Source organism: Exiguobacterium sp. RIT341 (genome assembly GCF_000632205.1).
In the GTDB taxonomy this organism is placed as follows: Bacteria; Bacillota; Bacilli; order Exiguobacteriales; family Exiguobacteriaceae; genus Exiguobacterium_A.
Window position 1 is genome coordinate 192500 of record NZ_JFYW01000009.1, and the last position, 13885, is coordinate 206384.

Genomic DNA, 13885 nt, shown 5'->3' on the forward strand with positions numbered 1-13885 from the left:
ATGACAAAAACAATAATTACACGTTCACCTGAACATATACTATAGGATAATATACCCGATTGCAAGCATGTTATTCCTCCGGCTATGGAATGTGTCGATTTTAAGTCGTGCGAGTTTCGTTTATCGAACGTTCGTGATAAAATTCAAGACAACACTTCTAGTAATGAAACGATGAAACACATTTGCGGAATCATCAGACTTGCTCGTCTCTAGCATTCCTGTCATGTTATTACTATTGAAACACTACAAAAGGACAAAGGGGCCCATAAATATGTCTACCTACCCGATTACGTTACCAACGAAAGAAGAGCGCCATAAGCTGTTCGGTTCGGTACCACCAATCAAAGGAACAAAACCGACTGAAAAAGATAAAATGGTCGACTTGCAAAATACACCGAAGAACTTCCTGTTCGCACTTGACGCTGTTGGAATCTCAAACGTTAAACATCCTGTCGTCATCCAAGACGGGGACAAAACACAAGCGACAGTCGCAACGTTCGAGTTGTCGACGTCACTCGTACAAGACCGTAAAGGGATCAACATGAGTCGCTTAACGGAACAACTTGATCAATACCACAACGAAGGTTGGACAGTTACGAATGAATCACTCATTCAATTCGCGCGTGATTTAGCGGACCGTATGGAACAAACAGAAGGTCAATTGACGATCCGTTACCCATGGTTCTTTACACGTAAAGCACCTGCAACGGGACTTAGTGGGTTGATGAATGCCGAAGTATGGCAAACGGTCAGCGTCAACACGGAAACGAATGAAGCGACATTATCTGTCGGCTTGACGATCAATGTCACGACACTTTGCCCATGTTCGAAAGAAATCAGCGAGTACAGTGCCCACAACCAACGTGGCTACGTCACGATGGAAGCTTCGTTACGTGATGAAGCAGAAGACTTTGACTGGAAACAATCATTGCTTGATGCGGCTGAATCAAATGCTTCTGCCCCACTTCACCCGGTACTCAAACGTCCGGATGAAAAACGCGTGACAGAGATGGCATACGAAAATCCACGTTTCGTAGAAGACATGGTGCGCTTGATTGCTGCTGACCTATACGAAATGGATCCAATTGCTTCGTTCTACGTCGAATGTCGCAACGAAGAAACGATTCACCAACATGATGCAATCGCACGCATCACGTTCGATAAAGACGCACAATAAGCAAGCTCACCGTACTTCCTCTCCACTAGAGGGAGTACGGCTTTTTTGTTTATCGGCATTGCCCTTCGTTTTGCGAGCGTTTACACTTAACTCGAATGGAGGAATACATATGTTGGAACTGATTCCTTTTTTACTCGAGCGACTTGGTATCATGATCATCTTAGCGTTCATCCTCGCCCAGTGGGGACCAACGCGACGCTTGTTGCGTCAACCGGAAGCAGGTTGGCAATTCCGTGTCCTTGTCCTGTTTTTTGCGACGTATGGGATCTTAAGTAACTATACAGGGGTCAAAGTCGACTTAGCAGAATTCTTGCCCCATGCTTGGCTCGAAGAGGTCGACGGAACATCGGCAATCGCGAATACACGAACGATGATCGTTGTCATCAGTGGGTTACTCGCTGGTCCGCTTGGTGGATTGATGACTGGACTGATCGTCGGGATTCATCGGTATTCCCTCGGCGGGTTCACAGCATTTGCTTGTACGCTTTCGACCGTCATTGCCGGTGGTGTCAGTGGATTACTTCGCCCTTACTGGCGTGACCGACTCGGCAGCCAAGCCTTGTTACCTGTTTGTCTGACCGCTTTTTTGATGCTATTTGAAATGTCATTGATTTTACTGTTCGCCCGCCCCTTTGACGCGGCTGTTGAACTCGTCCAGTTTATCTTCTTGCCGATGACACTCATCAACGTCCTTGGCGTCTGGTTATTTTTATCGATCATCCGTCTTGCTGCGCGAGAAGAAGAAACCGTCCGTGCACGAGAAGCAGAACGGTCGTTGCATATCGCCGATTTGACGCTTCCGCACCTGACGCGTGGTCTACATATCCATACGGCAGAAGCTGTCGCGGAAATTCTGTTGCAACAAACACGAGCCGAAGCCGTCTCCTTGACGGATCAATCCGTTATCCTTGCTCACCTCGGTATCGGAAGTGATCACCATCAAGCAGGTAGTCACTGGACGACAAAACCAACCGAACATGTTTTACAGGATGGACAAGTTCGTCTTGTGACGGAACGACTCGATATCGGCTGTCCCGTAACGGATTGCCCACTTCAAGCGGGCATCATCGCTCCGCTCATCGTCGGGGAAACGACGATTGGAACGTTAAAAGTCTACTATCCGCATGCCGAACTGCTCGACGCCGTGGAAGTCGAACTCATTGAAGGATTAGCAAAACTGTTTTCTACACAACTGGCACTCGGGAACGCACAGCGCCAAGCTGATTTACTGAAGGATGCCGAGATCCGGGCACTCGAAGCACAAATTCATCCACACTTCCTGTTCAATGCCATCAATACGATTTATGCACTGTGCCGAACGGATGTCGAACAGGCACGGACATTGTTGCTCGAATTATCAACGTTTTTCCGTAGTAACCTCCAAGGAGCACGCTCGACGAAAATTCCGCTCCAAAAGGAACTCGAGCATATCGAAGCGTATACATCCCTTGAAGCTGCTCGTTTTCCAAATCGACCGTTCCTCGATATCGATTTAGCGGAAGAGACGACGTCTTTACTCGTTCCACCGTTTATCTTACAACCGTTGATCGAGAATGCGTTCCTTCATGCTTTTTTGAATGAGCAGACGGGATATGTCGGGGTGACGGCGTGGTGTGAGGCAGATCAACTTTACCTCGAAGTCGTCGATAACGGACGCGGGATTGAAGCCTCTCGTCTTGCTCGTCTCGGTCGAGAAGTCGTTCCATCTTCTGGTACCGGTACCGCGTTATTCAATACGGCAGAACGGATTCGAACCCTGTACGGTGAAAAAGGACAGTTTACGATCACGAGTGACGGTCAAAACGGAACGACGATTACAATTCGCCTTCCCATTGAAGTTAGAAAGGAGAACCAGCATGCGCACCTTGTTGATTGAAGATGAACCGCTCGCACGTGACGAGCTCCGTTATCACGTGACCGCAGCCGGTCTTGAAGTCGTCGGAGAAACTGGTAGTGTCGAAGAAGCGGAACGACTCGTCCGCTCCCTTCAACCCGACTTAGTCTTTCTCGATATCGAGCTGACGGACGGAAGCGGTCTTGAAGTCGCCAAACGATTGAAGTCGATGCCACGTCCTCCGGCTCTTTTGTTTGTAACGGCATATGATGCTCATGCACTTGAAGCCTTTGAACTCAATGCCTATGACTACATCTTGAAACCGTATGATCCGGCACGGATCGTGCGCGCCATCGAAAAAGTCGCACGACCGCTTCCCAAAAAAGCACCTCGACTTGAACGTTTAGCTGTCGAAACGGGAGATCGACTCAAACTCTTATCTCCGCAAGATATTGATTACATCGTCGCTGAAAATGGGAAAACGAAAATCGTAACGGAACATGAAGCGTATCCTTCAAACGAGACCTTACTCGAACTTGAACGAAAGCTTCAAGATCATCGGTTTTTACGGGTTCATCGCTCGTATCTCGTGAACTTATCAGCGATTGACGCGATCGAACCTTGGTTTAACGGGGCTTACAACTTAAAGATTCACCAAATCGATGTGCCGGTCAGTCGGACGTATGTCAAACTATTGAAAGAAGCGCTCGGTATTTGAGCGCTTCTTTTTTGTGATTCAAGGTCCTTTTTCAACCTTTCGTCGTACAAAATCGACAACTCATCTAAAAATCAAAGAAAGCGCTTCCACAACTTGTATACTAAATCCATCATAGTTCATTCAAGAGGAGGAATTTTAGATGAGCGCTACTCCCATCGTCATTGCTGTCATCTGTATCTTATTAATCGCGTATCGTCTCTACGGTACATTCATGGCCGCGAAAGTCTTAAAAATCAAAGATGATCGCGAAACGCCTGCTCATAAACTAGCGGACGGAAAAGATTACGTTCCAACGAACAAATGGGTCTCATTCGGACACCATTTTGCGGCAATCGCTGCTGCTGGTCCACTCGTCGGACCTGTCCTTGCTGCTCAGTTCGGCTACCTACCCGGCTTACTGTGGCTCTTGATCGGTGCCGTCATCGGGGGAGCGGTCCATGATATGGTCGTCCTGTTTGCCTCGATGCGTCAAGATGGTCAATCGTTGTCCGAAGTCGCTAAAAAAGAATTAGGTCCCGTCGCTGGTTTTTGTGCCGGTCTTGCGATGCTCTTCATCATCACGATTACGATGGCGGGACTATCGATGGTCGTCCTGCACGCACTTGAACATAACCCATGGGGCACATTCGCTGTCTTCTCGACGATTCCGATCGCGATGCTCGTTGGGATTTACTTACGTAAAGGTGGTAACCTAGCCCTTGCTTCAACAGTCGGTTTTCTACTCATCTTAGCTGCGATTGGTTTTGGTCCTCAGTTGACGGAAACATTCATCGGTGACTGGTTCGACCTGTCCTCTCGTCAGCTCGCAATCGCTCTACCGATTTATGCATTCTTCGCTGCGGCACTGCCTGTATGGCTCTTGCTCGCACCACGCGACTATCTATCAAGTTTCATGAAGATCGGTGTTTTCCTTGCCTTAATCGTTGGTGTCTTCATCATCAACCCGGACATTCGATTCCCAGCATTCACGAAGTTCGTTGATGGCGGTGGTCCAATCATCGCTGGTCCAGTCTGGCCATTCATCTCGATCACGATTGCCTGTGGTGCAATCTCTGGTTTCCACGCTTTCGTTGGTTCTGGTACGACACCGAAGATGATCAATCGGTGGAGTGACATCAAACCGGTTGCTTTTGGTGCCATGCTTGTTGAATGTCTTGTTGCCGTCATGGCATTGATTGCTGCGACATCTCTTGAAGTCGGTGATTACTTTGCCATCAACTCAACACCAGAAGTATTCGCAACTCTAGGTATGAGCACGGTCTACTTGGATGATTTATCTCGTGAAATCGGACTCGACCTTGCAGGTCGAACGGGTGGTGCCGTTTCACTCGCCGTCGGTATGACGTTCATCTTCCGCGCCATCCCATGGTTCAAAGAAATTGCCGGTTTCTTCTTCCAATTCGTCATTCTGTTCGAAGCGGTCTTCATTTTAACTGCAATCGACGCAGGAACACGTGTCGCCCGTTACTTGATTCAAGATTTCTTCGGTGAATTTTATAAACCACTCAAACGCGTCGACTGGATTCCAGGTGCAATCTTTGCTTCAGCACTCGGTACGTTCTTCTGGGGCTATCTCCTGTTCTCAGGTGACATCGGTTCGATTTGGGCATTATTCGGGGTATCAAATCAGCTGATGGCTTCAATCGGCTTGATCATCGGAACGACGATCATCTTGAAAATCGCCGATAAAAAAGTCTATGCCCTGACGACGTTCATCCCGCTCGTCTACCTCCTGATCACAGTAACATTTGCTGATATCTGGATGGTCGCAAACGTTTATGCAAATCCAGATTCTCCAGGATTTAGCGTCTTGAATACCGTCTTATCCGTAACGATGGGACTGCTCGCGATCGTCATTACGATCTCAGCCGTCAAGAAATGGATTGAACTATTGAATTCACCACGTTGGGAAAATCAAAAACGTTCTGCGTAAGCGGATTAGTTATATGATAAAAGGCAGTGGACGCATCCACTGCCTTTTTCGTATCTCATGCTTAGAACGGATTATAAAATCGATTGCCGTCATGGAAAGTGACGACAAACGAGAAAATTGTCAAAAGTACTACACAACTGATGGCGACATAATCGATGCGTGTCATCGTCTGTTGGTTGTACCACGTCCGCTTTCGTCCCGCACCAAATCCACGGAGATCCATCGCATTGCTGACGGTTTCAATTCGTTCGAGACTCGTAAACAGCAACGGAAGTAAAATCTGGATGCTATTACGCGCCCGTTGCCAAAGCGAACCATGCGAGACGGCAATTCCCCGCGCTTCCTGAGCGTTCGCAATCGTCCGAAAGTCCGCTTGTACGTCTGGAATGTAACGGAGCGCTAATGAGACAGCGAAGGCGATTTTATACGGTACACCAATCCGGTTCAACGAGGACGCGAATTCCGTCGGATGGGTCGTGACGAGAAACAACACAGCAATCGGAACGATCACACTGTATTTTAAGATGAGATTAAACAGATAAAACAATTGTTCTGATGTTATCGTAAAGTGACCAACGCCTTCAAATAAAACGTGACGCGAACCGTAGATTTCAACGCCCTGCTCTGGTTCGAATAGATAAACGGCGAGTGCATTAATCAGGACAAATATTGCTGTAAAGATCAAAACGAATCGGACTTCCCGAAACTGAATACGTGACAATCGGAATAACACGATGCTGACTAAACCAAGAACAAGTAAGACACGCGTATCATAGGTAAACATCGTTGCTGTCGTAAATAACAAGAATCCGATTAGTTTCGTCGTTCCCGTCAATCGATGAATCGGTGACGCTTTTTCAATATAGCCAAGCATTTCTACAGCCATTGTTCCCGCTCCTTTCGCTCCGCCGTAATCACGGACTCGACGAATCGTTCCGCATCGATGTCGAGATGTTTCGCTATCGTAAAGAGCGATGTTTGCTTTAAATGGGCATGATGCAGCAACTGTTCTTGATTTAGCAGTCCAAATGACGTTCCGGCGTAACGGATGCGTCCAGCTTGCACCAGGCAGACTTGATCGCTGTACTCTAAGACGAGATGCATATCATGCGTGATGATGAGTAACGTCATCCCCTCTTGTTTCAATCCTTCTAAAAAGCCCATCATATCCGAATAATGCCGGTAATCTTGACCAGCTGTCGGTTCATCGAGAATCAAGATATCCGGTCGTCGAACGAGAATCGAAGCAATCGTCACCCGTTTCTTCTGACCAAAACTTAGTGCTTGGATCGGCCAATTGCGAAACGGATATAATCCGCAGCGACGTAACGTCTGCTCGAGACGCTCGTTTTCTTCCGCTTCACTCAATCCGAGTGTCTGCATCCCGTAGCGAATTTCCTCCTGCACGAGGTGCTTCGAAATCATATGATTCGGATTTTGCAGGACGAATCCGATTGACCCTGCCCGCTCGGCGATCGGTTGGTGCGTAATGTCGGTCCCGTTAAGTAGGATCCGACCACGTGTTGTCCGTTGATAACCACTCAACACTTTCGCAAGCGTTGATTTTCCTGCACCATTCTGACCGACGATCGTTGTCAGTGTTCCTTTTTGAAAAGTCGCCGTCACATCTTCAAGCACTGGCGTTCCTTGATGATAATGAAACGCCAACTGCTCAAGTTCAAGCAATGAATCAGAGATTGCAGCCTCTTTTTGAGGAGCTTCTTCTAAACGTTCTAACACGTCTTTCTGGTTGAACTGCTCTAAAAAAGGATCGATGCGGCTCGGCTGATCTACAGACTCCACGGTCATGCCAGCCCAGCGTGCGGCACTGACATAGAGGGGTTCACGCAATATTGCTTGTTGCAGTTTTCCGTTACTTAAGATGACGTCAGGATGATGATCGGCGATAATTTCTCCGTCGACCATGACGATGATGCGATCAAATGGAATGACCAGTACATCCTCGATTCGGTGTTCAACGACGATCAGTGTTCGGTTCGTATCGCGTTGCAGTCGATCCATTAACATCATCGCTTCTTGACCCGCTACCGGATCGAGATTTGCGAGTGGTTCATCAAACAATAAGATATCCGCATCTTCGACGAGAACTCCAGCCAATGCCGCCCGTTGTCGCTGACCTCCTGATAAATCATTTAATCGCGCTTGCAAAAGCGTCTCGACGTCCGTCATTCGTGCGACGCGTTCGACGATCTCGTGCATTTCCGGTCGCCCTGTCTGTTTGTTCTCGAGCGCAAAGGCAATGTCTTCGCCAACCGATAAACCAACGAACTGCGCATCTGGATCCTGTAACACCGTGCCAATATGCAGCGAACGATCAAATAACGATAACGTCCGGGCATCCTGCCCTTTGATCAGAACCTGTCCTTTCCACGTTCCCGGGTACGAGAATGGAATTAACCCATTGATGCACTGAGCAAGCGTACTTTTTCCTGAACCCGAAGGTCCAACAATTAAGATGCGTTCGCCTGCTTGAATCGTTAACTGAATCTGCCGGAGTGTCGGTTCCGACTGACTCCGATATGTAAATGAAAAATCCTGAAATTCAATCACGTTTGTCATGTCTTTCTCCCCCCAAGCTAAATGAGCTATGTCCCTGCCGTTTCTTCGCACAGGATCATAGCTCATTCGGTCAAACTTCGCGTTTCAAGCTGCCTGCTTTACTTCTTGTTTTGGCATACGTGACGAGTAATAACGTTCCGATGACACCGACTGTCAAGATGTTTGATGTCGCAGCGACCGCACCTTGAACGAAGACTTTATTCGCCGGCTCCGTGTAAATTAAAATATCGAGTACAGGTGCGATGATGATCCAACCAATCGCTTGCACGATGGCTTGTGTGGCGTTGAATAAAACGATTTTACGAGTCGTCAATCCGCCTTCTTCTAAACGAATTCGGTTAGCAATCAATCCGATACCAAACCCGACGAACCCGGAGACGATGACCCAACTCCACCACGGGGAACCGTATAAAATCGCATCTTTTAAGCCATGACCGATCAGACCGATCAAGCCGGCTGTAACCGGTCCGAACAAGACCGCCATGAATGCGAGAAATGCATAGGCTGTCTCGATTGACGTGTTCGGTACGCCTGTCGGAATCGCAACGAATCGACTTAAAATGATGAATACAGCTGCTCCGATCCCAGTTGCGACGATTTGTTTTGTCGTAAATCCTTTCATGTTCGATCTCCTCCTTTAATGTGTTGTACGCTAACACTCCAATCATTTCCGATTCCAACTTCAAATGCATGTGCAAACGAACCTTGATTCAAGGCAAGAGCAATCTGATCCAGCGAATTGATGTAGACGACTCCTGAACCGACCGGCACATCGGCGAACGAATGACCGAAGAGCAGTGTTTGTTCGTAGACGATCCGGTCTCGGTACGAAACCCTTACCTTGACGTGGTTGCCGATATCAAGACCCACCTGGCGGACGAGCGTGACCGGGATGTTCGTCCAGACGTTTCCGAAGCGAACATCGAGAATCTCGACGATACCGGTAACACCGTTGTCCGACGATGAAGCAAATGTCCGGTCGAGTAAGACGAGTTCTTCAGTAGGTAAAAGCGGTCCCACCTCTTCGAACGTGATGACGTGACTCGATAATCGCGCACCCGTGAAGGCAAAGATATCTCGTCCGTGAAACGTATACGATTCACCCATCCGAGGCAGACGATGCCGTCGATCATCGAGTTGTCTCACTTCCGCAATGTACCCGGCTTGCCAAAGATGCGTCAACGTCCCATTATCCGGTGTAATGATGTATTGATTGGTCCGTGTTCGCGCGACGACACTCTTTCGCCTCGACCCGACACCCGGATCGACGACAGAAACGAACACCGTTTGCTCCGTCCAGTACGGCACCGTCTGTAGTAACCGATAGGACGCTTCCCAAATGTGGAATGGCGGAATGTCATGCGTTAAATCAAAAATCCGAATCTCCGGATTGATGCTATGGGCCACCCCATACATCGCACTGACCGCCCCGTCACTCACACCAAAGTCTGATTGCAATACCAATGCCTCTGTCATCTCGTCATCCTCCTCCTGCGGGAACGTCTCCACAAAAAAAGACACCACGCCCTTATTTCTCAGGACGTGATGTCTGATCACGTGGTACCACCTTCGTTCATGACTCAACTCACGCTCAGCCACCTCTAGGAGTACGAGACTCCATGGAATGCTAACGGTATCCTTCCTACCGGTCGGTTCTACTGATGAACACGGTTCACGTTCTTCCGACTGCTCCGGGACCATCTTCAAGTATCGAAATCGTCTCATTTCCAGCAACAGAGACTCTCTATCGATTTCCAATCACTTTACTCTTCCCATCTACACATACAGATTCAGTTGTCTGAAAATTTAAATTAATAGTACAACCGTTTTATTCCTGGCGCAAGGTTTTTTACTCAGAAATCTTTAAATTCGTCGTCCGGATCGTTCCCCATGGTGACACATCCGCTCGGACTTCCAGTGCTTTTGCTTTTTCGTATTGTTTTCCGCTTCCCTGTTCGACATAATACTGCGTCAACTGCGGAATCGATACATATTGCTCGTAATAATCGCCGGCGACACTTCCGAAGAATCGTTCATTCGAAATCCGATCGATTTGAGCATAACCGGAAGCATCTGTCTTGAAGCTGACATAGACACGTCCGTTTTGAATCCTCGGACCAGGTTTTAAATCTGGGTACTGAAGCATCACGTATTCGCCGTAAACGGGATCAAACGGATCAAACGGTTCTGCCCGAAAACGGTACGATGTCCCGAACCAGGAGGTCGCAAAAAAGCTGACGATCAACAGACCGACGGCGCATGTCTGCAATACTGGTATCAGATAACGCTTCATGACGCCACACCTCCTTTACGGCGTAACCACCATAAGACACCGGACAATAAGAAGATGAGTAGCGCACCAATGAGGAAAAATAAGGACATGTTTAAACGATCCCATGCATATATGACATATATCGCAATTTGAACGAGAATGAAATAGAGAAAGGCTGGCCAGACGACTGCATGACGGCGTTCTTGATATAACAGATACAGTAGCGCGGATAATTCAAAGAGAATGGCAAGTAGAATTGCCTGTTCATCAATCCAGAGTACTCCGACGAATCCAAGCGGTACGATGAACAACAATCCACGACGTTTTTGATAGAGAAAGATTCCTAGACCGGTGGAGACGATAGCTAACAGTACCGCTTCTGTCACGGAGGGTAATACGACGTTTGATTCCGCACGAACGGATAAATAGATGATCGAACTGATAGCAGCGACGACCAGATAGACCATCTCGACGATACGGCGATTGGATTCCTCACGAACAAGCCAGAGAACTGGAACAAGCAAAAATAGCGTCCAAATCGGCCACAGGAATCCGTCATATGATACGAGGAGAAACAAGGATAGACCGCTGAAAAAAAGAAACAGCCAGCTAAATAAAAGCGACGGCAGCTGTTGACTGAAGTAAAACCAGCTGAACGAAAGTATAATCATAAGACTAAAGGACGTCCAGTCAAGATAACTCGCCTGATCCTGACCAAATCCCCCAAGACTCGTGAAGATCGTCCATCCGGAAAGAAGGGCGACGACACCGTATGCCTCATGACGCCAAAGTACATAATGTACTAACGCGGCGACAAACACACACCAACCGAGTAATGATCCTTCCATCGGCAAATGAAAACTTTGAACCACGACGAGAATTGAGGCACCAAATGCTAGGATTCCACCGATTCGAAAGACAATCGGATGAAGAATATGACGACGTTCCGAAAGATCTGCCACGATGTAACAGCTCCACATGAGTACTACGACGAGTCCGATTTTCCAGCCGACTGGCATCGCTTGCCAATTAGCAGCCAAAAAGCTGAATACAGCCAATACGACGAAGGTACCTCCAATGATTAATAACAAAGGCAGACGTTGTTTTGTTGAACGTTGATTTTCATAGTTCAGAATTCGTTCAACAGTTGCTTCATCCAAAAGACCTGCATCTTGCCACTCTCTTATTTTACGAAACTGCTTCACCGTACCCACCTCCTTCGAAGTGTTAGATACTAATTAAATTCCCGATTTAACACTGTCTCAAGCCCAGATTCACAGGGATTATAAGCTATTTGTTCCGTTTGTCACCGAATGTTGACAGACAAAAAAGCAAGGAAGACGGGCTTCCTTGCCTTTTTTTGATTTGATCATTTAAACACGGAAACGGGCAACGAGTACCTGTAGTTCTTCCGCCATATCGGATAATACTTTGGCGGATTGCGAAATCTCTTCCATCGCACTCAACTGTTCTTCCGTCGTCGCTGCGACTTGTTTCGAAGCGGACGAATTCTCTTGCGCGATATGTGCGATTTCCGTCGCTGACGCAGATACTTCTTGGACGTTCGCTGCAATTTCTTCGACAGTCGCCGTCACGTCTTCGATCCGTGGCGTCATTTCCTGCGTTCGTTCGAGAATCTTTTGGAAACGCTCTGCTGATGCTTCTGTCGTCGACAAACCGGCTTTCGTCTGTCCTGAGACTTCCTTCATCATCGTGACCGACTGATCCGTCTCCTGTTTAATGTTTTGAATCAGCTGTGCAATCTGTTTCGTTGAATCCTGTGATTGCTCTGCTAGTTTACGCACTTCACTCGCGACGACAGCGAATCCTTTTCCATTTTCGCCTGCGCGTGCTGCTTCGATCGCTGCGTTCAGTGCTAACAAGTTCGTTTGCTCAGCGATACCGTTGATGACATCGACGATTTTTCCGATTTCATTCGAACGATGGGCGAGTGAGCTGATGACACCACCGAAGTTCTGAACAGAAGCATCGATTTCTTTCATCTGCTCAACGTTCTTCAGCACAGCAACTGTTCCATTCTCGGCTTCTGTTGCCGTTGAACGTGACAATTCCGAGACATCGGTTGAGCTCTCAGCGATTCGCATGATGCCTGCTGTAATCGATTGGAGCGAAACAGCATTCGCATCGAGTTGGCGTTTCGATTGATCCGCCCCTGCTGCGACTTGTTGAATCGATCCCGCGATTTGCTCAGAAGCGGAAGTCGTTTGGGCAGAGTTCGCCATCAATTCCTGAGAAGAGCCAGCTACTTGTGTAATCGACTGATCGAGATTAATGATGATCGAACGAAGTGAGTCAACCATGACGTTAAAGCTTTGGGCGACTTGACCGACCTCATCATTTGATTCAACGATGACGGGCTCCGTCAAATCACCAGATTGAATCCGTTCTGCTCCACGTGTTAAATGACCGAGTGGGCGAAGAATCGAGCGAAGAATGAAGTAGATGAAGATGGCTGCGACGAGCAACATCCCGCCGATGACAACAAGCGTCGTCCAAAGAATACTCGATGTCGCATCCGTGATTTCATGATCGTACAGTGTTCCGGCAACCTTCCACTTCGTCAGGTCGTTCGTCATGAAGTCCATCTGTTTGCCTTTGTTTTCAAACTCATAGCCAAACTGCCCTGCTGGGTTAGCGTAAAGTGATGACACCCATTTGCCTGTCGCTTTCTCACCTGGTTTTAATGTCGGATGCGTAACGATTTTTTTCGTAGAATCAAGAATCATTACGTATCCTTCTTTTCCGATTTTGATCTTTTTCGCGATTTCCGCGATCCGGTCGACATCGACATCAATCGCCACGACACCTTTTCCGTTACCAGTCGTCTGCGAGAGCGTGACCATCATCTTGTTCGAGGCAGCATCGACGTACGGATCCGTGATGACGACCTTGCCACCTGCTGCTTCTGCCGATTGATACCACGAGCGTTCCCGTGGATCATAATCATCTGGCATGACCTGTTCCGGGAAAATATTCATATCCCCGTCCGTCGTCGCGAAATAGATGTTCGCAGCTTGCGGATGCATATCGAGATATTCAGTCATTTTTTCCTTTAACGCAGCATTTTGTTTTCCTTTTTGATAGAGCGTTCCGTCAATTCGGTCCGCAAAAAAGGCGACATCGCGCCGCATCGGATCAATGATGTTTTGAATCTCATCATTCATCCGGTCGACTCCACTATGAGCAGATTGAAGAATCTGTTCCGTCATCTTTTGTTTCGCGAGGTCATATGCGACAAAGCCGATTACTAATGCAGGAATCATCAAAAGTAGAATCGATGTCACGATTAATTTTTGTTTGATGCTCATTGTTCGTTTGATCTTTTGTTCCATGTGTCACTCCATTCTCGA

The 13885-nt window shown here is 47.7% G+C and carries 11 protein-coding genes; 4 read left to right on the forward strand and 7 right to left on the reverse strand.

What is annotated here, in order from left to right:
* Positions 1–271 precede the first annotated feature (271 nt).
* From folE2 to BW42_RS11945, 4 genes are all read left to right on the forward strand, one after another.
* The gene (folE2, locus tag BW42_RS11930; protein WP_035411393.1) at positions 272–1177 is read left to right on the forward strand and encodes a GTP cyclohydrolase FolE2; all 906 of its coding nucleotides are present in this window, start codon (positions 272–274) and stop codon (positions 1175–1177) included.
* Positions 1178–1286: 109 nt separating this feature from the next.
* Positions 1287–3053, forward strand: coding sequence for a LytS/YhcK type 5TM receptor domain-containing protein (locus BW42_RS11935; protein ID WP_035411396.1), 1767 nt, complete (start codon positions 1287–1289; stop codon positions 3051–3053).
* The gene (locus tag BW42_RS11940; RefSeq protein ID WP_035411399.1) at positions 3034–3729 is read left to right on the forward strand and encodes a LytTR family DNA-binding domain-containing protein; all 696 of its coding nucleotides are present in this window, start codon (positions 3034–3036) and stop codon (positions 3727–3729) included. Before BW42_RS11935 ends, BW42_RS11940 begins: the two co-directional genes overlap by 20 nt.
* Before the next feature lie 139 nt (positions 3730–3868).
* Positions 3869–5662, forward strand: coding sequence for a carbon starvation protein A (locus tag BW42_RS11945; protein ID WP_035411402.1), 1794 nt, complete (start codon positions 3869–3871; stop codon positions 5660–5662).
* 61 nt (positions 5663–5723) lie between these two features.
* Here BW42_RS11945 and BW42_RS11950 read toward each other — a convergent pair whose 3' ends face one another.
* From BW42_RS11950 to BW42_RS11980, 7 genes are all read right to left on the reverse strand, one after another.
* Positions 5724–6548, reverse strand: coding sequence for an energy-coupling factor transporter transmembrane protein EcfT (locus tag BW42_RS11950; protein ID WP_035411405.1), 825 nt, complete (start codon positions 6546–6548; stop codon positions 5724–5726).
* A complete protein-coding gene (locus BW42_RS11955; protein WP_035411408.1) occupies positions 6539–8242 on the reverse strand; it encodes a DUF3744 domain-containing protein in 1704 nt (567 codons plus the stop codon). Before BW42_RS11955 ends, BW42_RS11950 begins: the two co-directional genes overlap by 10 nt.
* A gap of 70 nt (positions 8243–8312) precedes the next feature.
* Positions 8313–8864 carry an ECF-type riboflavin transporter substrate-binding protein gene (locus tag BW42_RS11960; protein ID WP_035411411.1) on the reverse strand — a complete coding sequence of 184 codons (552 nt, stop codon included), beginning with the start codon at positions 8862–8864 and terminating at the stop codon, positions 8313–8315.
* Positions 8861–9718, reverse strand: a complete 858-nt coding sequence (locus BW42_RS11965) for an S-adenosyl-l-methionine hydroxide adenosyltransferase family protein (protein WP_035411414.1) — start codon at positions 9716–9718, stop codon at positions 8861–8863. The genes BW42_RS11960 and BW42_RS11965 overlap by 4 nt, the downstream gene beginning before the upstream one ends.
* Positions 9719–10091: 373 nt before the next feature.
* A complete protein-coding gene (locus tag BW42_RS11970; RefSeq protein ID WP_035411417.1) occupies positions 10092–10535 on the reverse strand; it encodes a GDYXXLXY domain-containing protein in 444 nt (147 codons plus the stop codon).
* Positions 10532–11719 (reverse strand): DUF2157 domain-containing protein, encoded by a 1188-nt coding sequence (locus BW42_RS11975; protein ID WP_035411421.1) that lies wholly within the window; start codon positions 11717–11719, stop codon positions 10532–10534. The genes BW42_RS11970 and BW42_RS11975 overlap by 4 nt, the downstream gene beginning before the upstream one ends.
* A gap of 168 nt (positions 11720–11887) precedes the next feature.
* Entirely contained in the window at positions 11888–13867 is a 1980-nt protein-coding gene (locus tag BW42_RS11980) for a methyl-accepting chemotaxis protein (protein ID WP_035411423.1), read from the reverse strand.
* Between the last annotated feature and the right edge of the window lie 18 nt (positions 13868–13885).

What these genes read in the sequence shown, in the direction of transcription:
- BW42_RS11970 (WP_035411417.1), bottom strand. Translation starts at nt 10,535, where the DNA reads ATGAAGCGTTATCTGATACCAGTATTGCAGACATGCGCCGTCGGTCTG.
- BW42_RS11965 (WP_035411414.1), bottom strand. Translation starts at nt 9,718, where the DNA reads ATGACAGAGGCATTGGTATTGCAATCAGACTTTGGTGTGAGTGACGGG.
- BW42_RS11955 (WP_035411408.1), bottom strand. Translation starts at nt 8,242, where the DNA reads ATGACAAACGTGATTGAATTTCAGGATTTTTCATTTACATATCGGAGT.
- BW42_RS11935 (WP_035411396.1), top strand. Translation starts at nt 1,287, where the DNA reads ATGTTGGAACTGATTCCTTTTTTACTCGAGCGACTTGGTATCATGATC.
- BW42_RS11950 (WP_035411405.1), bottom strand. Translation starts at nt 6,548, where the DNA reads ATGGCTGTAGAAATGCTTGGCTATATTGAAAAAGCGTCACCGATTCAT.
- folE2 (WP_035411393.1), top strand. Translation starts at nt 272, where the DNA reads ATGTCTACCTACCCGATTACGTTACCAACGAAAGAAGAGCGCCATAAG.
- BW42_RS11940 (WP_035411399.1), top strand. Translation starts at nt 3,034, where the DNA reads ATGCGCACCTTGTTGATTGAAGATGAACCGCTCGCACGTGACGAGCTC.
- BW42_RS11945 (WP_035411402.1), top strand. Translation starts at nt 3,869, where the DNA reads ATGAGCGCTACTCCCATCGTCATTGCTGTCATCTGTATCTTATTAATC.
- BW42_RS11960 (WP_035411411.1), bottom strand. Translation starts at nt 8,864, where the DNA reads ATGAAAGGATTTACGACAAAACAAATCGTCGCAACTGGGATCGGAGCA.
- BW42_RS11980 (WP_035411423.1), bottom strand. Translation starts at nt 13,867, where the DNA reads ATGGAACAAAAGATCAAACGAACAATGAGCATCAAACAAAAATTAATC.